This window comes from Streptomyces virginiae, assembly GCF_040638905.1.
GTDB lineage: Bacteria > Actinomycetota > Actinomycetes > Streptomycetales > Streptomycetaceae > Streptomyces > Streptomyces virginiae_B.
This window is the reverse complement of the sequence record NZ_JBEZYV010000011.1, coordinates 234,799-253,944: the sequence shown is the minus strand read 5'-3', so window position 1 is coordinate 253,944 and position 19,146 is coordinate 234,799. Positions and strand designations below refer to the sequence as shown.

Genomic DNA, 19,146 nt, shown 5'->3' with positions numbered 1-19,146 from the left:
GGTACGGGTTGCATCATACCTCTCTTCTGTGTCAGCTTAAGGTTCGATCCGAACCGTACCTGGTCGCGCCGCCGGCCGGGCCGAGCCTGGAGTTGTGCCCCCATGAGTACGCAGACCACGTCGTCGGCCGCGCCACCTGTGCAGGCGGAAGGCCAGCCGGGCCGCACCCTGACCCTGGCCGCGGTGCTCCTCGCGGTGTTCGTCGTCCCCATGTCGATCTCCGGAACCGCCGTCGCGCTGCCCGACATCGGCGCCGACACCGACGCCGGCCTCGCACCCCTGCAGTGGGTGGTGAACGCCTTCAACGTGGCCTTCGCCTGCTTCACACTCGTCTGGGGTTCCGTCGCCGACATCATCGGCAGGGTCAAGGCCTTCGCGGCCGGGGCCGCCGTCTACGCCGTGGCCTCGCTCGCCAGCGCGCTCGCCACCAACGTGCTCTGGCTGGACGGCGCCCGCGCCCTCGCCGGCATCGGCGGCGCGGCCATCTTCTCCTGCGGCGCGGCGATCATCGCGACCGTGTTCGACGGCCCGGCGCGTGCCAAGGCGTTCGCGCTGTTCGGCACGGTCGCCGGCGTCGGCGTGGCGATCGGCCCCTCGCTGGCCGGCGTGCTCGTACAAGGCCTCGGCTGGCGCTGGGTGTTCGCGGTGCACGCCGTCGCCCTGCTCCTCGTCCTGCTCGTGGTGCCCGCCATCGCCAAGGCCATGCCGGCCGACGGCGGCAGCGGTGCGAGCATCGACGTCCCCGGCAGCGCGCTGTTCGTCGTGGCCATGGTGCTGCTGACCACCGCCATCGTGCAGGGCTCGCAGTGGGGCTGGGGCAGCACCGGCGTGCTGGCGCTGTTCGCGGGTGCCGTCGTGGTCCTCGCGGTCTTCGCGGCGGTCGAGAACCGCAGGGAACACCCCATGCTGGACCTGAGCGTGCTGCGCAACCGGCGTTTCGTCGGCCTGTGCCTGGTGCCCGTGGCGGCGTCCTTCGGATTCGTCACCATGCTCACCTACCTGCCGAGCTACCTGACCGCGGCCACCGGCCGCGACACCGGCGCCGCCGGCCTGATCATGCTGCTGCTCACGGCGCCCGTGCTGGTCTGCCCGATGCTCGCCGCGAAGCTCGTCACCCGCGGGATCTCCGCGCTCACCCTCATCTACGTCAGCCTCGCCTGCCTGGTCGTCGGCGATCTGGCGCTCACGCTCTTCTCGCCGGACGTGAAGATCCTCGTCGTCGCCCTCCCGATGCTCGTCACCGGCGCCGGCATGGGGCTTTCGGCCGGACTCGTCGACGGGCAGGCGCTGGAGCTGATCGACCCGGCGAAGGCCGGCATGGCCGCGGGCTTCCTCAACACGCTGAGGCTCGGCAGCGAGGCCATCGCCGTGGCGGTGTACGGATCGGCGCTCGCGACCGTCCTCGGCACCCGCATCGAGGACGGCATCGGCGACTACGCCGGCGCCGCGAACGCGGACCGGGTCGCCGACCAGGCCGCGGGCGGCGACTTCGCCCGCGCCACCGAGGTCTCCGGCGCCGTGGACACCGAGGGCTTCACCCACTTCCTCGCCCAGTCCTACGACTCCGCGTTCCACACCGTCCTGTGGGGACTCGCCGCGGTCTGCGTCGTGCTCTGCGCCGTGGTCGCCACCCTGCTGCGCGGCGGCCCCGCCAAGAGCGCCGCGTGACCGTCCTGTGAGCGGGGGGAGCGCGCACCGCGCTCCCCTCCCGTTCCGCACGACGCCCCCGAGACCGGCCCGGCGCCCCGATTCCCCCGTCAAGGCGCCGGGCCTCCCGCGTTCACCCGCGCCGCCACCGCGCTTCCCGCGGCACACCCCGTCCGACCGGCGGGGCGGCACCAGGAAAGGACCCGCGCCCCCATGAACCGTGCCCTCCACGACATCCGCCCCGCCCCGGCACACGCCCAGGTGCTGGTCATCGGGGGCGGACCCGTCGGGATGCTCGCAGCCGCCGAGCTCGGGCACTACGGCGTCTCCACCGTCGTACTCGAAGCCGAACCACAAACCCTCGACCAGCCCAAGGCGGGCACCCTGCACGCCCGCACCGTGCAGGGCCTCGCCCGGCGCGGTCATCTGCACGCGCACGCCGCGACCGAGGACCGGCTGCGGCGCAGCTCCGCCGACGCGTTCCACTTCGCGGGCATGCCGGGGCTCGTCATCACCGCCCCCGCCACCGAGCCCGGACCCATCGTCGGCCGCTCGCAGGCCGACCTGGAGCGGGACTTCGAACAGCGGGCCCGCGCCAGGGGCGTCACCGTGCTGCGCGGACACCGCGTGAGCGACATCCACCAGGGACCCGACTCGGTCGAGGTGACCGCCGAAGGACCGGACGGCGTACGGCGCTTCACCGCCGAGTACGTCATCGGCGCGGACGGCGCCCGCAGCACCGTGCGCGAACGGCTGGGCTTCCCCGAGGACACGCACCCCGCGACCGTGTCCGCCCTGCTCGGCCTGGTGCGGCTGACCGACCCGGACCACGTGCCGTACGGCTGGCACCGCACCCCGCGCGGCTGGACGGTGGCGGGCGTCAACCCGTACGGACACAGCCGGTTCATCACGATCGACTTCCGCGGTCCGCACCCCGACCGGCACTCCCCGCTCACCCTCGACGAGCTGCGCCGCGAGGGCGAGCGCATCCTCGGCCGGGGCGTGCCGATGGCCGACCCGGTCTTCTTCTCCCGCTTCAGCGACTTCGCCCGCCTGGTGCGCGACTACCGCCAGGGCCGGGTCTTCCTCGCCGGCGACGCCGCCCACGTGCACTTCCCCGTGGGCGGGCAGGGCCTCAACCTCGGTCTGCAGGACGCACTCAACCTCTCCTGGAAGCTCGCCCACACCCTTGCGGGCACCGCGGGCAAGGACCTGCTCGACACCTACGACGCCGAACGGCGGCCCGCCGGACGGCGCGTCATCGACAACACCCGGGCCCAACTGGCCCTCATGCGGCCCGACCCCGGCCTCGACCCGCTGCGCGACCTCGTCACCGAGCTGCTCGGACTCGACGAGGTGAAGGACCGCCTCGGACACATGATCAGTGCCCAGGAGACGGCGTACCCCCCGTCGGGCGGGCTCGGCTCCCGCTGGGAGGGCCGCTTCCTGCCGAACCTGCCCCTCACCACGGACGACGGCCCCACCGACCTGACCCGGCTGCTGCTGCCCGGCCGCCCCGTGCTGATCCTGCTCGGCGAGGACGGCCGGGTCCACCTCGAACAGGCCGGGCGCTGGGCCCACGTACTGCGCACGGTCCCCGCGACAACCGCCGTCCCGATGCCCTGGGACGCCGTCCTCGTCCGGCCCGACGGCTACGTCGCCTGGGCCCCGGACGGCGGCCCGCTGGCCGACACCCTGCGCCAGTGGTTCGGCGAACCCCGCTGACGGGCGCGCCGAAGGGCGGGCACGAAACCCGTGCCCGCCCCCGTCCCGGTGCCGCGGCGTCAGCCGCTACCCCGGCTCACCACCGCACCGGCAGCGATGTCGGCCGACGCAGCACCGTTCCGTTGTCCCAGGGCACCTCTGCCGGGTCGACGGCCAGGGCCAGGTCCGGGAACTCCTGGGCCAGACGCGTCAGTACGGTCACGATCTCCATGCGGGCGAGCGCGGCGCCCATGCAGTGGTGCATTCCGTAGCCGAACTGCAGGTGCCGCTTGGCCGGCACGCGGTCGGGGTCGATCGTCAGCGGGTCCGGGAACGCCTCGGGGTCCCGGTTGGCGGCGAAGGCGTCCGGGTAGACCACGGTGCCCTGCGCCACGACCCCCGAGCCGGTCTCCAGGTCGCGGCCGGCGATGCGCGGGAACGCGGAGATGGCCCCCAGCGGGATCAGACGGATCAGCTCCTCCGCGAGGCGCGGGGCGATCGCGGGATCGTCGGCGAGCCGGCGCCACAGCGCGGGCGCCGCGAGCAGCGCGTACAGCGACTTGGTCAGCACGGACACCACGTTCTGGTCGCCGCCCAGCAGCGAGCCGAAGAAGATGCCGGTGAGCTCGGCGTCGTCCAGCGGCGGCTCGGCCCGGTCCCGGTCGGCGCGGAAGCGGTCGATCAGGCCGCCGGGCACCACCGGCCGGACCCCGGTCACCAGATCCTCGACGTAGCCGTACACCCGGTAGAAGTGCTGCACCAGGTCCGGCACGTCCTCGTGCGAGGCGATCTGCACGATCCGCGACGACGGCCGGAAGTAGGGCACGTCCTCGATCGGGAAACCGAGGAAGTGGGCGTTGACGGTGACCGGGACCCTGTCGAGGAGGTCGGTGAAGAGGTCGGGGGACGCGGCCGAGCGCAGTCGCCGGATGCCCTCGTCCACCACCTCGCCGATCACCGGGCGCAGGCGCTCGGTGCCCGCGGCGCTGTAGTCGGCGGCGACGAACCCGCGGATCCGGGCGTGGTGCGGGGCGTCCAGGTTGAGCAGCAGCTCCTTGGGCATCACGGTCGGCAGGAAGCTCGGCCCGTCCTCGACGTTGGTCTCGGTGCGACCGGACGCCGGGTCGGTGAGCACCTTGTGCACGTCGGCGTAACGGGTCAGGTGGGCGACCTTGTGGCCGCTCGGCAGCTGGATCAGCGGGACGCCGCCCGGGCCGCGCTCGTCGAGCACGGTGAACGCCGGGACGGGGTCGAGGTGGGGTATGTCCGTGACGGTGACGGCCGCGGACGTGACGGTACTGGTCATGTGTGCTCCGTGGGGAAGAGTGGTGCGTCAGACGAGCGCGGGCAGGCCGGTGAGGCCCGCCAGCTCGCGTACGGTCCGGGCGTTGTTGCGGAAGTGCACCGCGCGCCAGCCGACCGAGCGGGCCGCGGCGCAGTTCTCGGCGAGGTCGTCGATCAGCACGCACTCCGCGGCCGGCACGCCCGCCTCCTTCTCGGCCCGCCGGAAGATCTCCGGGTCGGGCTTGCGGACGCCCACCGCGCAGGAGTCGACGATGCAGTCGACCTCGCCGACGGGTGCGACGATCGCGCGCCAGTAGGGCTCCCACTCGACGACGTTGTTGCTGAGGATCCCGACCCGGTAGCCGTGCTCCTTGGCGTGCCGGGCCGTGGCCACCATCACCGGGTTGGCGCGGACCCCCTCGAACCACTGCCGGCCGAACTCCTCGAAGCGCGCACGCGACAGGTCGATGCCGGGGTCGGCCTCCTGGAGGACGCGGACCATCGACCGTCCCCATTCGGCCTCGGTGAGCAGGCCCAGTTCGAGGGGGGCCAGGGGCTCGACGCCCAGCTCGGCCGCGACCGCGGCCAGCGCGGTCTTCACCTGACGTGGCGTGATGCCCGTACGCGCGTGGTACGAGTCGAAGAGCTCCTCCAGCGGTGGCGAGAGCACGCCGCCGAAGTCGAACCAGATCATGGGCTGGGGCACTGCTGTGTCTCCTAGTGTCGCCCGGATACGGGATACGGGATACGGGCTCTCAGGCGCCGGCGGTGGCGTCGGAGAACCGGTTCAGCAGCGCCCCGCCGATGGGGCTGGTCAGGGCGAGGTGCACCCGGGCCCGGGCGATCTGGTCCTCCTGGGTCATGGTGATCTCGAAGGCCACCGTGTCCGGGGTCGGTGATTCCACCACCCGCACCAGGCAGTCCGTGGGCAGCTCGAACTCGCCGAAGCGGGTGAAGTCCGTCTCCACCCGCGTGAGCAGCAGCCCCTGCGGCGAGAGGCCGAACAGCTCGTGCGCGGCGTGCACCGCGGACTGGCGGAAGCCCTCGAAGATCAGCGCACCCGGGATGTGGTCGAGCGGGTGGTCGAAGAGGGCCGGGTTGGCCTGGTCGACGATGACCTGGGTGAGCACCTCGTGCTCGCGGACCTCGGTCTCGGACAGCACGACGTTGTGCGGGGAGACACGGCCCACGGCCGCCGGAGGTACGCGGCGTCCGGTGTGGTGCGGCCGGGCGGTGGTGAGCGGGAGCGAGGCCCGGCCCTTCTCCCGCATCCGGTCCCAGGCCCGGCCCGGCATCCACTGGCAGGTGGTGCGCATCGTCGCGGCCTCACGCCCGTCCACCGTGAGGACCATGTCGAGCGTGCTGCCGGTGACGACGCCGTCGCGGTGCTTCAGCCCCGCCTGCCGGGCGTGGATCCGCGCGTGACCGGGCCGCGTGCCGATGTGCAGGGCGGTGAGGTCGGTGACGACCATCTCGCCGCCGTTGAAGATGAACTTCTCGTCGATCGCGGCGTCGAGGAAGGTGTGGGCCGCGTAGATCGACGCCTGGCGGAAGACCTCGACGAGGAGCAGCGGGTCGTAGACGGCGGGCGAGGTGAGCTGGTCGCTGTAGTAGCTGTGCACGCGCGGAAGTTGCGCGGCGATGAGGTATTCGTCCTCGGCCACCCGGACCGAGTCCGTGAGGAACACCTCGCAGACGGCCGCTCGGTGCACAAGGGCCCGCGTCACGGTGCTCGCGTAACTGAGTTCGGTGGCCAGGGTCGTGGACATGGCTGAGTTCCCCCTCTTGCGTGCAGGTACGTCTCCAAACGGAGGTACGTGTGCGACCGTACCTCGATCGACGGCCCGCCCACCGTGGCGTACGCCACTCCGACGCCTGTGCGGCCCACCGCTTTAGCGAGACTTCAGCCGCCCCAACACCTCCGGGTCGCGGTCGAGTTGCCCGCGCGCGCGATCCCGGCCGATAGATGTACCCACCATACTTTCGGACGGCCGCCGACCCGGCAACGACATATGTCCCCCTGCACCGCGGGCCCGCGCCCGGCCCTGCGGGGGCAGCGAGGGGAGGTACGGCCGGGCAGACCTTCGCGCCCCGGGAGCCACCGCACACCGCACGGCCGGGAACGCGGCCGCTGACCGGCATGAAAAAAATGCCCACCGACCCACGTTTCCGCAGGTCGGAGAGCATTTGAATGTGGAGCCTAGGAGATTCGAACTCCTGACATCTGCCTTGCAAAGGCAGCGCTCTACCAACTGAGCTAAGGCCCCATGGAACTGGACGCACCGGTCCCGCGTGCGGGATGTGGTCGTTCCGCAGAACAGAGTACCGGGTCTACCCCCTCATCTCGCAAAATGATAGGGACTCCCGCCCTGCGACCACTCTCCGTAAGATGCTCGCGAGGTTCGCACCAGCGAAGGGGAGTAGTAAGAGTGGACGCAGTGCAGCAAGAGGCCACGGCCAGAGCCAGAGAGCTTCAGCGCAGTTGGTACGGAGAGCCGCTGGGAGCGCTCTTCCGCCGCCTCATAGACGACCTCGGCCTGAACCAGGCCCGTCTCGCTGCCGTACTCGGGCTGTCGGCTCCCATGCTGTCCCAGCTGATGAGCGGCCAGCGCGCCAAGATCGGCAATCCTGCCGTGGTCCAGCGTGTCCAGGCCCTCCAGGACCTCGCCGGACAGGTGGCCGACGGCAGCGTCAGCGCGGCGGAGGCGACCGACCGGATGGACGAGATCAAGAAGACCCAGGGGGGATCCGTCCTCAGCAGCAGCGGCCAGACCGCCACCGGCTCCGGCGCACCCACCGTCAAGCGCGTGGTCCGCGAGATCCAGTCGCTGCTGCGCTCGGTCTCCGCGGCCGGCGACATCATCGACGCGGCGAACAGCCTCGCCCCCAGCCACCCGGAACTGGCAGAGTTCCTCCGGGTGTACGGAGCGGGCCGCACCGCCGACGCGGTCGCCCACTACGAGGCGCACCAGAACTGACACGCACGACGGCGGACAACGGGTGACGGGGGACGGGCGCAGCGATGGGTGAGGTCTTCGCCGGCCGGTACGAGCTGATCGATCCGATCGGGCGCGGTGGCGCGGGTGCCGTGTGGCGGGCCTGGGACCACCGCCGCCGCCGCTACGTCGCCGCGAAGGTGCTCCTGCAGAGCGACGCCCACACGCTGCTGCGGTTCGTCCGGGAGCAGGCGCTGCGGATCGACCACCCGCACGTACTGGCTCCCGCCAGCTGGGCGGCCGACGACGACAAGGTCCTCTTCACCATGGACCTGGTCGGCGGCGGCTCCCTCGGCCACGTGATCGGGGACTACGGCGCCCTCCCGCCCCGCTTCGTGTGCACGCTGCTCGACCAGCTCCTGTCTGGCTTGGCGGCGGTGCACGCGGAAGGCGTGGTGCACCGCGACATCAAACCGGCCAACATCCTGCTGGAGGCCACCGGAAGCGGGCGGCCGCACCTGCGGCTGTCCGACTTCGGCATCTCCATGCGCAAGGGCGAGCCCCGCCTGACCGAGACGAACTACGTGGTCGGCACGCCGGGCTATTTCGCACCCGAGCAACTGATGGGCGCGGAGCCCGACTTCGCCGCGGACCTCTTCGCCGTGGGACTGGTCGCCCTCTACCTCCTCCAGGGGAGCAAACCCGACTCCCAGGCCCTGGTGGACCACTTCCTCGCCCACGGGACCCCGGACGCCCCGCGAGGCGTCCCCACCGCGCTCTGGGCCGTCATCGCGAACCTCCTGCAGCCCGACCCCCAGAACCGCTTCAGGACGGCCACAGGGGCACGCAAAGCCCTTGCCGAGGCCGTGGAACTGCTGCCCCCGCCCGCCCCGGACGATGATCCGGTGGAGGTGTTCGACCAACTCGGCCCGCTCCCGCCCGGTTTCGGCCCCGACGGCCCGACGGGCACGGGCCCCTCCTCGCCCGCCACCGGGTCCGCGTCCGCGGCGGCGCCACCCCCGCAGGCCCCCACCGCCGGCGCTTCCGCGCCGGGCGGATCCGCCGCCGTGACGGTGGCCCCGGAGCCCACCGGTACCGACCCCCGCGGTGCTTCCGCCACGGCGCCCACCGTTCCGCGGCAGGCCGCCACCGAGGTCCACTCGCCCTCGTACGGGCCCTCGTACGGGCCTTCGTACGGGCCTTCGGAGACGGGCAGCTTCCACCTGCCCCCGCCGACCGCCCCCGGCACCCCGGGCATGCCCACCGCGGCGGTCCCGGCCGTCCCCGCGTCCGCGCCGGTCCGTACGCACGGGGGCATCGCCCCGCCCCCGCCGAGGGCGGTGGCCTCGCTGCTCGCCGCGGCGCTGCTGTGCTTCGCGGTCGGCGTCTGGGCCCTCATCCAGATGTAGCGCCGCGCCCCCGCCGGCCGAGCCAGACCCATCCGCCCAGCACCGCCAGCAGCAGCGCACCGGTGCCGAAGCCGGCGCTCGCCACGACGCGCATCAGCGACCGGGTCCCGGCCGCCTCGGCGGCCTCAGGGGCCGTGAGCCCGTCCTGCGCCGCCGCACGGTCGTCCGCCCCGACCGCGAAGCCGCCCGCGGCCGGATCCCCCTGGTACGCGGGCGCCTTGGCCGGCGTCCCGGTGACCTCCAGCCGCAGCGTCAGCGGGACGGGTACCGCGTCCTCGGTGAAGTCGGCGACCTTCCCTCCCATCGTCACGGCGACGTAGTACCAGCCCGCGACGCTCACCGGCTGGACCTCGCGGTCACTGGAGAAGCGGTTCGCGTAGCCGACGGGCGGGGTCTTCGCCAGGGTGACCCCGGCCTGCACCCCGTCGTAGGAGGTGTTCTTGTCCGCGACCTGGCCCCGGTAGGGGTTGTAGAGGGTGACGGCCAGTCCGCCCGAGGCGGAGGTGAACTTCTTGGTGACCTGGGCCGCGGACAGCTCGGCCCCCAGGCCCAGCCGCTGCCCCCAGTCCAGCGGGACGCGGTACCAGCGGGTCTGCCCGGGCCGCATCTCGTCGCGCCACACACCCGCGCCCAGGGCCCGCGCGTCGTTGAAGCCGGTGCCGCCGGTACGGGCCACCGCCTCGGTGCCGGGCAGCGACGGGGCTCCGGTGGGCAGGGGGCTCGGCGCGGTGGTGGGAACGCCCGCTCCGCGCCCGGGTTCGCGCTGGACCTTGAGCTCCAGCGGCCAGGGGCTCTGGTCGGAGTCCTTGGCCGCAGTCCGGGTGACCTTCGCGTAGTACACGCCGCCGGGCGCGCAGTCGGCGTCCTCGGCCCCCCAGCGGACCCCGGCGGCGGCCAGGGGCACCGCGTCGTAGTTGAAGGTCGCCCGGCCCGTGCTCGCCGGGCAGGAGCGCCCGGCGGTGGTCATGATCTCCACCTCGATGCCGTCGCTGCCGGAGACCTTGGCCCCCGCCGGCGGCCGGACCACGGCGGAGACGTAGGCGTTGGAGCCGTCCTGCTCCAGGACGAGCCGGTAGACGCGATCCCCGGGACCGATGGTGTCCTCGTAGGTCTTCCCCGCCTCGATGAGCGGGGCGTCCGCCGTGGAGGGCCTGCCCTCGACCTGCCGGGCGCCGTCGGCGGCGCGGTAGGCGGGCAGGGGCCGGGGTGCGCTCCCCTCGGCGTACGCGGTCACGGGCACACCGGCCGCCGCCATGCCGAGGGCCGCCGCCCACACCGCCGTCCGTACCCGACCCATCACGCCCACCCCGAATTGCTACCGCAAGCCAAATCTTTGCAAAACGCAAGTTTTCGTCACAGAACAGCACAAAGCCCCGGCCGCAGCGGCAGCCGGGGCTTCATGACTCAGCCTTCGGACTCACACACCGGAACCAGAGGGCACGGAGTCGGTTGCCTCCGTCCACAGGTCCTGCTCGGCGCGGTCCGCCTGGATCTGGCGGTACACGAGGAGCCCGCCGATGGCGGCCAGTGCGACCAGGAGCAGCTTCTTCACCGCGCGACCTCGTCTTTCGTTGACGTAGGGGACTTCTGGCGCCCAACAATACACACCGACCGATACCGATCGGTGACCTGGCGGTCCACCAACTGGCCCAAAGACGAAGACCCCCAGGCCGTGGCCTGGGGGTCTTCGACACTGTGGGGCTAACAGGATTTGAACCTGTGGCCTCATCCTTATCAGGGATGCGCTCTAACCAACTGAGCTATAGCCCCATCCGCGCTGCGCGCTGACTCCTGAAGATTAGCGCACAGACCCGGTCAGGCCAAAATCCGTTCCCGGGGGGCGTCTGCGCAGGTCATCCGACCCCTCGCAGGCGCTCCGCCGGGAGGCCTACTCGTCCTCGGCGAGGGTGAGCTCGACACCGCCGACGAAGCCCGCCGACAGGTTGTAGATGAACGCGCCCAGCGTCGCCAGCGCCGTCGCCAGCACCACGTCGATCACCGCGATCACCGACGTGAAGATCAGCACGCGCGGCAGCGACATGAACGCCTGCAGGTCGAAGCCGTTGCCCTCGTTCGATCCGGTCGCCTCGCTGATGGTGCCGCCGACGGTCGAGAAGACGCCCATGGCGTCCATGACCATCCACAGCACCGCCGCCGCCACGATCGTGCAGATGCCCAGCGCGATCGACAGCAGGAAGCTGACCTTCATCACCGACCACGGGTCGGCCTTGGCCACCCGCAGCCGCGCCTTGCGCGTCCTGGGGGTCGTACGGACCGGCGTACGCGGCTTGCGCTGGGTGGCGGGCGCACCGCCGCCGCGCGGCGCACCCGGGCCCGCGGGCGCCGTGTAGGCCTGCGGCGGCTGGTACGGCTGCGCGGGCTTGTCCGCGCCGGCAGCGGCCCCGGTCTCCTCCGGCGCCGTCGGTCCTCGGGTGTCCGTCACGGTTCCCCCCTGGGAGTCCGCGGCCGGGCCACGGGCACCGTTCGCTCCAGTCTTGGCCGGTCCGGCGCCCGTGGCTCCACTCACGACTTACTCCTCGTGCTCCCCGGCCGAAGGCTGCGTGCCCTCGGCGGCCTCGGCGGCCGGTGCGTCGGCCGCCTCGGTCTCGTTCTCGTCGACCTCGACCTCGTCAGCTTCCTGACCGGCCTCGGCGTTACGGGCGATGCCCACCACGGCATCGCGCTTGCCCAGGTTGATCAGCTGGACGCCCATGGTGTCACGGCCGGTCTCCCTGACTTCATTGACGCGCGTACGAATCACACCACCGCTGAGCGTGATGGCGAGAATCTCGTCCGTTTCGTCCACCACGAGCGCTCCGACGAGCGACCCGCGGTCCTCCACGATCTTCGCGGCCTTGATGCCCAGACCGCCACGGCCCTGGACGCGGTACTCGTCGACCGGCGTCCGCTTGGCGTAGCCGCCGTCGGTCGCGGTGAAGACGAACGTACCGGGCCGGACCACGCTCATCGAGAGCAGTTCGTCTCCTTCTCGGAAACTCATGCCCTTCACGCCCGACGTCGCACGGCCCATCGGGCGCAGCGCGTCGTCGGTCGCCGTGAAGCGGATCGACTGCGCCTTCTTGCTGATCAGCAGCAGGTCGTCCTCGGCGGACACCAGCTCGGCGCCGATCAGCTCGTCGTCGCTGCCGTCCGCGGTCTCCCGGAGGTTGATCGCGATCACGCCACCCGAACGGGGGGAGTCGTAGTCCTTCAGCGCCGTCTTCTTCACCAGGCCGCCCTTGGTGGCCAGGATCAGGTAGGGCGCCGCCTCGTAGTCGCGGATCGCAAGGATCTGGGCGATCTTCTCGTCCGGCTGGAAGGCCAGCAGGTTCGCCACGTGCTGCCCGCGGGCGTCGCGGCCGGCGTCCGGCAGCTCGTACGCCTTGGACCGGTAGACACGGCCCTTGTTCGTGAAGAAGAGAAGCCAGTGGTGCGTGGTGGAGACGAAGAAGTGGTCGACCAGGTCGTCCTGCTTCAGCTTCGTGCCGCGCACGCCCTTGCCGCCGCGCTTCTGCGAGCGGTAGTCCTCGGTCTTGGTGCGCTTGACGTAGCCGCCGTGGGTGATCGTGACGACGATGTCCTCTTCGGCGATCAGGTCCTCGATGGACATGTCACCGTCGAAGGGCACCAGCTTCGAGCGCCGGTCGTCGCCGAACTTCTCGACGATCGCCGCCAGTTCCTCGCTGACGATGGAGCGCTGGCGCTCCTCCGAGGCCAGGATCGCGTTGTACTCGTTGATCTTGGCCTGGAGTTCGTCGTGCTCGGCGACGATCTTCTGGCGCTCCAGGGCCGCGAGGCGGCGGAGCTGCATCTCCAGGATCGCGTTCGCCTGGATCTCGTCGATCTCCAGCAGGCCCATCAGGCCCTCGCGCGCGATCTCGACGGTGTTGCTGCGCCGGATCAGCGCGATGACCTCGTCGATCGCGTCCAGCGCCTTGAGCAGACCGCGCAGGATGTGGGCGCGCTCCTCCGCCTTGCGCAGGCGGAACTTCGTGCGCCGGACGATGACCTCGATCTGGTGCGTCACCCAGTGGCGGATGAAGGCGTCGATCGACAGCGTGCGCGGCACGCCGTCCACCAGCGCCAGCATGTTCGCGCCGAAGTTCGTCTGCAGATCGGTGTGCTTGTAGAGGTTGTTGAGAACGACCTTCGCGACGGCGTCGCGCTTGAGGACGATCACCAGGCGCTGGCCGGTCCGCGAGGAGGTCTCGTCGCGGACGTCGGCGATGCCGCCGACCTTGCCGTCCTTGACCAGGTCCGCGATCTTCTGCGCGAGGTTGTCGGGGTTGGTCTGGTACGGGAGCTCCGTGACCACCAGGCACTGGCGGTTCTGGATCTCCTCGACCTCCACCACCGCGCGCATCGTGATGGAGCCGCGACCGGTCCGGTACGCCTCCTCGATGCCCTTGCGGCCCACGACCAGGGCGCCCGACGGGAAGTCCGGGCCCTTGATCCGCTCGATCAGCGCGTCCTGGAGCTCCTCGTGCGTGGCCTCCGGGTGCTCCAGCGCCCACTGCGCACCGGCCGCGACCTCGCGGAGGTTGTGCGGCGGGATGTTGGTCGCCATGCCGACCGCGATGCCGGCGCTGCCGTTGACCAGGAGGTTCGGGAAGCGCGCCGGCAGGACCGTCGGCTCCTGGTTGCGGCCGTCGTAGTTGTCCTGGAAGTCGACGGTCTCCTCGTCGATGTCCCGGAGCATCTCCATGGCTTGCGGCATGAGCTTGCACTCGGTGTAGCGCATCGCGGCCGCCGGGTCGTTGCCCGGGGAGCCGAAGTTGCCGTTGCTGTCCACCAGCGGCATGCGCATCGACCACGGCTGGGCCAGGCGGACCAGGGCGTCGTAGATCGAGCTGTCACCGTGCGGGTGGTACGTGCCCATGACGTCGCCGACGACGCGGGCGCACTTGTAGAAGCCCTTCTCGGGCCGGTAGCCGCCGTCGTACATCGCGTACAGCACGCGGCGGTGCACCGGCTTGAGACCGTCGCGCACGTCCGGCAGGGCGCGCGAGACGATGACGGACATCGCGTAGTCGAGGTAGGAGCGCTGCATCTCCGTCTCGAGCCCGACGGGCTCGATGCGCAGCACGGGCTGCTCCTCCGCGGCGTTCTCTGCGGTGGGGGTGGTTTCGTCGGCCATTGCTGGTCAGAAGTCCTTTCAGGCGGCGGTCAGCGGAGCCGACTCAGATGTCGAGGAAGCGGACGTCCTTGGCGTTGCGCTGGATGAAGGAGCGCCGCGCCTCGACGTCCTCACCCATCAGCACCGAGAACAGGTCGTCGGCCTGCGCCGCGTCGTCGAGGGTGACCTGGCCGAGGACACGGTGGTCCACGTCCATGGTGGTGACGCGCAGTTCCTCGGCGTTCATCTCGCCCAGACCCTTGAAGCGCTGGATCGAGTCTTCCTTGATCCGCTTGCCGTTCTGCTTGCCGAGCTCCACCAGCGCGTCGCGCTCGCGGTCCGAGTACGCGTACTCGAAGTCGTCGCGGCCCCACTTGATCTTGTAGAGCGGCGGACGGGACAGGTACACGTGACCTGCCTCGACCAGCGGCCGCATGAAGCGGAAGAGGAAGGTCAGCAGCAGGGTGTTGATGTGCTGGCCGTCGACGTCGGCGTCCGCCATCAGGATGATCTTGTGATAGCGGAGCTTCTCGATGTCGAAGTCCTCGTGCACACCGGTGCCGAAAGCGCTGATCAGCGCCTGGACCTCGGTGTTCTGCAGGATCTTGTCGATGCGCGCCTTCTCGACGTTCAGGATCTTGCCGCGGATCGGCAGGATGGCCTGGTACATCGGGTTGCGGCCGGACTTCGCCGAACCGCCGGCGGAGTCGCCCTCGACGATGAAGATCTCGCACTTGGTGGGGTCGTTCGACTGGCAGTCGGACAGCTTGCCCGGCAGCGAGGCGCTTTCCAGCAGACCCTTGCGGCGGGTCAGGTCACGGGCCTTGCGGGCCGCGACGCGCGCCGTGGCCGCCTGGATCGACTTGCGGACGATGTCCGCGGCCTCGACCGGGTTGCGGTCGAACCAGTCGTTCAGGTGCTCGTGGACGACCTTCTGCACGAAGGTCTTGGCCTCCGTGTTGCCCAGCTTGGTCTTCGTCTGGCCCTCGAACTGCGGCTCGCCCAGCTTGACCGAGATGATCGCCGTCAGACCCTCGCGGATGTCCTCACCGGCGAGGTTGTCGTCCTTCTCCCGGAGCAGCTTCTTGTCGCGCGCGTAGCGGTTGACCAGACCGGTCAGCGCCGCGCGGAAGCCCTCCTCGTGGGTGCCGCCCTCGTGCGTGTGGATCGTGTTCGCGAAGGAGTAGACACCCTCGGTGTACTGCGAGTTCCACTGCATCGCGATCTCGACCGAGAGCATGCGCTCCTTGTCCTCGGCCTCGACGTCGATGACGGTGGGGTGGATCAGCTCGCCCTTGCGCGAGTTGAGGTACTTCACGAAGTCGACGATGCCGCCCTCGTAGTAGTACTTCACCGTGCGCGCCGGGGGCTCCGTCGCGTCCGCGTCCGGGTCGTCCGCGCCGACGGTCGCCTTCGCCGACTCGCGCTCGTCCGTCAGCGACAGGGTCAGGCCCTTGTTGAGGAAGGCCATCTCCTGGAAGCGCCGTGACAGCGTCTCGAAGGAGTACTCGGTCGTCTCGAAGATGTCGCCGTCGGCCCAGAAGGTGACCGAGGTGCCGGTCTCCGCCGTCTCCTCGTTCTTGGCCAGCGGGGCCGTCGGGACGCCCAGCTTGTAGTCCTGGGTCCAGCGGTGGCCGTCCGTCTTGACCTCGACCGCGACCTTGGTCGACAGGGCGTTCACGACGGACACGCCGACGCCGTGCAGACCGCCGGACACGGCGTAGCCGCCGCCGCCGAACTTGCCGCCCGCGTGCAGGACGGTCAGGACGACCTCCAGGGCCGGCTTCCCCTCGGACGGCACGATGCCGACCGGGATACCGCGGCCGTTGTCCACCACGCGCACCCCGCCGTCGGCGAGGATCGTCACGTCGATGGTGTCCGCGTGCCCGGCCAGCGCCTCGTCGACCGAGTTGTCGACGACCTCGTAGACGAGGTGGTGCAGACCACGCTCACCCGTCGAGCCGATGTACATACCCGGCCGCTTGCGGACCGCGTCCAGGCCCTCGAGGACCTGGATCGCACTGGCGTCGTAATTCTTCTCGTTGGAGTCGCCGGAATCGGCCACGAAGCGCCCTTTCTGGCACAGCGCAGCCCCTACTCCGGACCCAGCGAGTGCGCCAGCGGAGCGGCCGCGTCGATCTGCGTTGTCTGCGTGATCCCGCAAATGGGCGGGATTTCGTTCAGTCTACCGGTACCACGGACATGAATGGGGGTTTGCCGGTACCTGAGTCCGCATGTGCCGCCCTGAACCTCCTCTCTCCGACTCCCCACATCCGGGGAGGGGCTCAAAGAGGCTCACGCGGGCACCCAGCGCTTCGGCCTGTCAACCTCCGGCTACCGTGAGGGACGCCACCCGCCGACGCGGTCACGACAGCGTCCCGCAGGGGCTACTCACCCGTAGGTGTCGCCGGGTCCGGTGCTCCCCGGAGCCCTCCAGGGCCCGTACCCCTTCGGGCGTCCGCCCGGCCCCTGCACCTTGATCAGGCGGACCGTGCCCTGGCCCAGATCCGCGTTCAGCCGTGCCACCAGCTGCGGGGCCAGCAGCTTCAGCTGCGCCGCCCACGCCGAGGAGTCGCACCTCACGACCAGCTCACGGTTCTCGTACCGCTGCGGTTCACAGTGCGCCGCGATGTCCGGGCCGACGATCTCCGGCCACCGCTCCATGACCCCCGCCACCGCCATCGGCATCTCCCAGCCGCGTTCGGTGCGCAGCCGGTCCAGCGCCGCCATCAGCGGCATGGGGTCCCGGCCGTCCGCGCGTGCGCCCGAGCGCAGTCCCGGCTGCTGCTGGCGCTTCCTGCCGCCCGCCGCGTTGCCCCGGGCCCGCGCCTGCTCGCGCGCCGCCGCGAGGGCCTGGCGGGCCAGGTCCACCCCGGAGGCCTCCGGAGCCTTGCGGCCCTGCTGCGGATCTTTGCCGTGCTCGTTCACAACCGGGTCACCTCACCGCCGGACACCCCGAACCGGGCTCCCACCAGCACCCCCGGGACGTCGTCGTCCACGGCCGCCGTCACCAGCACCTGCTCGCCCGGCGCCACCAGCTCCGCCAGCCGCTCCCGGCGCCGCGCGTCCAGTTCCGCGAAGACGTCGTCCAGGATCAGCACCGGCTCGCTGCCCTCCGAGCGCAGCAGCTCGTAGGAGGCCAGCCGCAGCGCGAGCGCGTACGACCAGGACTCGCCGTGGCTGGCGTAGCCCTTGGCGGGCAGCTCCCCCAGCCGCAGGGCCATGTCGTCGCGGTGCGGGCCGACCAGGGTCACGCCGCGCTCGATCTCCTGCTTGCGCACCTCGCCGAGAGCGGCCAGGAGCACCTCGTACAGGGCTTCGCGGGTGCGGGCGGCACCGCTGTCGACGGGCTCGCCGGCCGAGCACTTGTACGCCAGCCCCAGCGGGCCGCCGCCGGGCGCGAGCTGCTCGTACGCCTTGTCCGCCAGCGGCAGCAGCGTGGCGATCAGGTCGAGGCGCTGCGCCAGCAGCTCCGCGCCCGCGCGCGCGAGGTGCTGGTCCCACACGTCGAGGGTGGACATGTCCATGGAGCGGCCGCCGTGCCGGCGGGCCATCGCCGCCGACTTCAGCAGGGTGTTGCGCTGCTTGAGCACACGCTCGTAGTCCGAGCGGACCCCGGCCATGCGCGGCGAGCGCGCCGTGACCAGCTCGTCGAGGAACTTGCGCCGCTCGCCCGGGTCGCCCTTGACCAGGGCCAGGTCCTCCGGAGCGAACAGCACCGTCCGGACGATCCCCAGCACGTCCCGCGGCCTGACCTGCGAGGACCGGTTGATCCGGGCCCGGTTGGCGCGGCCCGGGTTCAGCTCCAGCTCGACCAGCTGCCGGCGCTCCCCCTGGGTGACGGCCGCGCGGATCACGGCCCGTTCCGCGCCCATCCGTACGAGCGGGGCGTCCGAAGAGACGCGGTGGCTGCCCAGGGTCGCCAGGTAGCCGACCGCCTCGACGAGGTTGGTCTTGCCCTGGCCGTTGGGGCCCACGAAAGCGGTGACGCCCGGGTCGAGGGGAACCTCGGCCCGGGCGTACGAGCGGAAGTCGGCCAACGAGAGATGCGAGACATGCATACGGCGCCGACCTCCCCCGGCTTTCCACTGCTCTTTGGTGCTGTGCTGCTGAGCTGCTACTTCTTCTCGACCGCGTGGCCGCCGAACTGGTTGCGCAGGGCGGCGATCATCTTCATCTGCGGGGAGTCGTCCTGCCGCGAGGCAAAACGCGCGAACAGCGACGCCGTGATCGCGGGCAGCGGTACGGCGTTGTCGATCGCCGCCTCCACCGTCCAGCGGCCCTCGCCCGAGTCCTGCGCGAAGCCGCGCAGCTGCTCCAGGTGCTCGTCCTCGTCGAGGGCGTTCACGGCCAGGTCCAGCAGCCAGGAGCGGATGACGGTGCCTTCCTGCCAGGAGCGGAAGACCTCGCGTACGTCGGTGACCGAGTCCACCTTCTCCAGGAGCTCCCAGCCCTCGGCGTAGGCCTGCATCATGGCGTACTCGATGCCGTTGTGGACCATCTTCGCGAAGTGGCCCGCACCGACCTTGCCGGCGTGCACGGCGCCGAAGTCACCGTCCGGCTTGAGGGCGTCGAAGATCGGCTGGACCCGTGCGACGTGGTCCTTGGCGCCGCCGTACATCAGGGCGTAGCCGTTCTCCAGGCCCCATACGCCGCCGGAGACACCGCAGTCGACGAAGCCGATGCCCTTGGCCGCCAGCTCCTCGGCGTGCTTCTCGTCGTCCGTCCAGCGGGAGTTGCCGCCGTCGACGACGATGTCGCCGATCGAGAGCAGCTCGGACAGCTCGTCGACGGTGGACTGCGTCGCCGCACCGGCGGGGACCATCACCCACACGACGCGGGGGGCCTGCAGGCTGTCCACAAGTTCCCGGAGGCTGTGGACATCCGCGAGGTCCGGGTTGCGGTCGTATCCGATGACGGTGTGGCCTGCGCGGCGGATGCGCTCGCGCATGTTGCCGCCCATCTTGCCGAGACCGACGAGACCAAGCTCCATCAGGTGGTTCCTTAAGCGTTGTGGCCGTCTTTGCCGGGGCTGCCCGGGCCGTGTCCG

Annotated in this window: 15 protein-coding genes and 2 tRNA genes; 4 read left to right on the top strand and 13 right to left on the bottom strand. The window is 71.0% G+C overall.

Annotated features, from left to right (window positions below; all coding sequences use genetic code 11):
- Positions 1-102 precede the first annotated feature (102 nt).
- Together AB0F82_RS18670 and AB0F82_RS18665 are read left to right on the top strand one after the other, a co-directional pair.
- Positions 103-1,668, top strand: coding sequence for an MFS transporter (locus AB0F82_RS18670; RefSeq protein ID WP_362628803.1), 1,566 nt, complete (start codon positions 103-105; stop codon positions 1,666-1,668).
- A 192-nt stretch (positions 1,669-1,860) separates the two neighbouring features.
- Positions 1,861-3,372 carry an FAD-dependent monooxygenase gene (locus tag AB0F82_RS18665; protein WP_362628800.1) on the top strand — a complete coding sequence of 504 codons (1,512 nt, stop codon included), beginning with the start codon at positions 1,861-1,863 and terminating at the stop codon, positions 3,370-3,372.
- Between the two features lie 76 nt (positions 3,373-3,448).
- Here AB0F82_RS18665 and AB0F82_RS18660 read toward each other — a convergent pair whose 3' ends face one another.
- The 4 genes from AB0F82_RS18660 to AB0F82_RS18645 form a co-directional block, all read right to left on the bottom strand.
- Positions 3,449-4,657 (bottom strand): cytochrome P450, encoded by a 1,209-nt coding sequence (locus AB0F82_RS18660; RefSeq protein ID WP_362628797.1) that lies wholly within the window; start codon positions 4,655-4,657, stop codon positions 3,449-3,451.
- Positions 4,658-4,684: 27 nt separating this feature from the next.
- Complete coding sequence (locus AB0F82_RS18655; protein ID WP_362628794.1) at positions 4,685-5,341, bottom strand: HAD family hydrolase; 657 nt, start codon at positions 5,339-5,341, stop codon at positions 4,685-4,687.
- 49 nt (positions 5,342-5,390) lie between these two features.
- Positions 5,391-6,404, bottom strand: coding sequence for a ScbA/BarX family gamma-butyrolactone biosynthesis protein (locus AB0F82_RS18650; protein ID WP_362628791.1), 1,014 nt, complete (start codon positions 6,402-6,404; stop codon positions 5,391-5,393).
- A 425-nt stretch (positions 6,405-6,829) separates the two neighbouring features.
- Positions 6,830-6,902 (bottom strand) — tRNA-Ala (locus tag AB0F82_RS18645).
- 162 nt (positions 6,903-7,064) lie between these two features.
- On the opposite strand from AB0F82_RS18645, the gene AB0F82_RS18640 reads away from it, so the two are divergent.
- Both AB0F82_RS18640 and AB0F82_RS18635 read left to right on the top strand, forming a co-directional pair.
- Entirely contained in the window at positions 7,065-7,613 is a 549-nt protein-coding gene (locus AB0F82_RS18640) for a helix-turn-helix domain-containing protein (RefSeq protein WP_030028004.1), read from the top strand.
- A 44-nt stretch (positions 7,614-7,657) separates the two neighbouring features.
- Positions 7,658-8,980 carry a serine/threonine-protein kinase gene (locus AB0F82_RS18635; protein WP_362628788.1) on the top strand — a complete coding sequence of 441 codons (1,323 nt, stop codon included), beginning with the start codon at positions 7,658-7,660 and terminating at the stop codon, positions 8,978-8,980.
- Here the strand turns inward: AB0F82_RS18635 and AB0F82_RS18630 are convergent.
- The 9 genes from AB0F82_RS18630 to gnd all read right to left on the bottom strand — a co-directional run bounded on the left by AB0F82_RS18630 (position 8,967) and on the right by gnd (position 19,089).
- The gene (locus AB0F82_RS18630; protein ID WP_362628785.1) at positions 8,967-10,277 is read right to left on the bottom strand and encodes a hypothetical protein; all 1,311 of its coding nucleotides are present in this window, start codon (positions 10,275-10,277) and stop codon (positions 8,967-8,969) included. The two genes, AB0F82_RS18635 and AB0F82_RS18630, sit on opposite strands and share 14 nt — an antisense overlap.
- Positions 10,278-10,397: 120 nt before the next feature.
- The gene (locus AB0F82_RS18625; protein ID WP_208809277.1) at positions 10,398-10,532 is read right to left on the bottom strand and encodes a DLW-39 family protein; all 135 of its coding nucleotides are present in this window, start codon (positions 10,530-10,532) and stop codon (positions 10,398-10,400) included.
- Positions 10,533-10,676: 144 nt separating this feature from the next.
- A tRNA-Ile gene (locus AB0F82_RS18620) sits at positions 10,677-10,750 on the bottom strand.
- Between the two features lie 118 nt (positions 10,751-10,868).
- Positions 10,869-11,423 (bottom strand): DUF3566 domain-containing protein, encoded by a 555-nt coding sequence (locus AB0F82_RS18615; RefSeq protein ID WP_436842109.1) that lies wholly within the window; start codon positions 11,421-11,423, stop codon positions 10,869-10,871.
- An 87-nt stretch (positions 11,424-11,510) separates the two neighbouring features.
- Positions 11,511-14,117, bottom strand: coding sequence for a DNA gyrase subunit A (gene gyrA, locus AB0F82_RS18610; RefSeq protein ID WP_362628779.1), 2,607 nt, complete (start codon positions 14,115-14,117; stop codon positions 11,511-11,513).
- Between the two features lie 43 nt (positions 14,118-14,160).
- A complete protein-coding gene (gyrB, locus tag AB0F82_RS18605; RefSeq protein WP_356811327.1) occupies positions 14,161-16,182 on the bottom strand; it encodes a DNA topoisomerase (ATP-hydrolyzing) subunit B in 2,022 nt (673 codons plus the stop codon).
- Positions 16,183-16,487: 305 nt separating this feature from the next.
- Positions 16,488-17,024 carry a DUF721 domain-containing protein gene (locus AB0F82_RS18600; RefSeq protein ID WP_356811274.1) on the bottom strand — a complete coding sequence of 179 codons (537 nt, stop codon included), beginning with the start codon at positions 17,022-17,024 and terminating at the stop codon, positions 16,488-16,490.
- Entirely contained in the window at positions 17,021-18,157 is a 1,137-nt protein-coding gene (gene recF / locus AB0F82_RS18595; RefSeq protein ID WP_362628776.1) for a DNA replication/repair protein RecF, read from the bottom strand. Before recF ends, AB0F82_RS18600 begins: the two co-directional genes overlap by 4 nt.
- A 56-nt stretch (positions 18,158-18,213) precedes the next feature.
- Positions 18,214-19,089 (bottom strand): phosphogluconate dehydrogenase (NAD(+)-dependent, decarboxylating), encoded by an 876-nt coding sequence (gnd, locus tag AB0F82_RS18590; RefSeq protein ID WP_436842108.1) that lies wholly within the window; start codon positions 19,087-19,089, stop codon positions 18,214-18,216.
- Between the last annotated feature and the right edge of the window lie 57 nt (positions 19,090-19,146).

Excerpts from the sequence above, each read along its gene's own strand:
- AB0F82_RS18670 (WP_362628803.1), top strand. The coding sequence starts at position 103 with ATGAGTACGCAGACCACGTCGTCGGCCGCGCCACCTGTGCAGGCGGAA.
- AB0F82_RS18665 (WP_362628800.1), top strand. The coding sequence starts at position 1,861 with ATGAACCGTGCCCTCCACGACATCCGCCCCGCCCCGGCACACGCCCAG.
- AB0F82_RS18660 (WP_362628797.1), bottom strand. The coding sequence starts at position 4,657 with ATGACCAGTACCGTCACGTCCGCGGCCGTCACCGTCACGGACATACCC.
- AB0F82_RS18650 (WP_362628791.1), bottom strand. The coding sequence starts at position 6,404 with ATGTCCACGACCCTGGCCACCGAACTCAGTTACGCGAGCACCGTGACG.
- AB0F82_RS18635 (WP_362628788.1), top strand. The coding sequence starts at position 7,658 with ATGGGTGAGGTCTTCGCCGGCCGGTACGAGCTGATCGATCCGATCGGG.
- AB0F82_RS18630 (WP_362628785.1), bottom strand. The coding sequence starts at position 10,277 with ATGGGTCGGGTACGGACGGCGGTGTGGGCGGCGGCCCTCGGCATGGCG.
- gyrA (WP_362628779.1), bottom strand. The coding sequence starts at position 14,117 with ATGGCCGACGAAACCACCCCCACCGCAGAGAACGCCGCGGAGGAGCAG.
- recF (WP_362628776.1), bottom strand. The coding sequence starts at position 18,157 with ATGCATGTCTCGCATCTCTCGTTGGCCGACTTCCGCTCGTACGCCCGG.
- gnd (WP_436842108.1), bottom strand. The coding sequence starts at position 19,089 with ATGGAGCTTGGTCTCGTCGGTCTCGGCAAGATGGGCGGCAACATGCGC.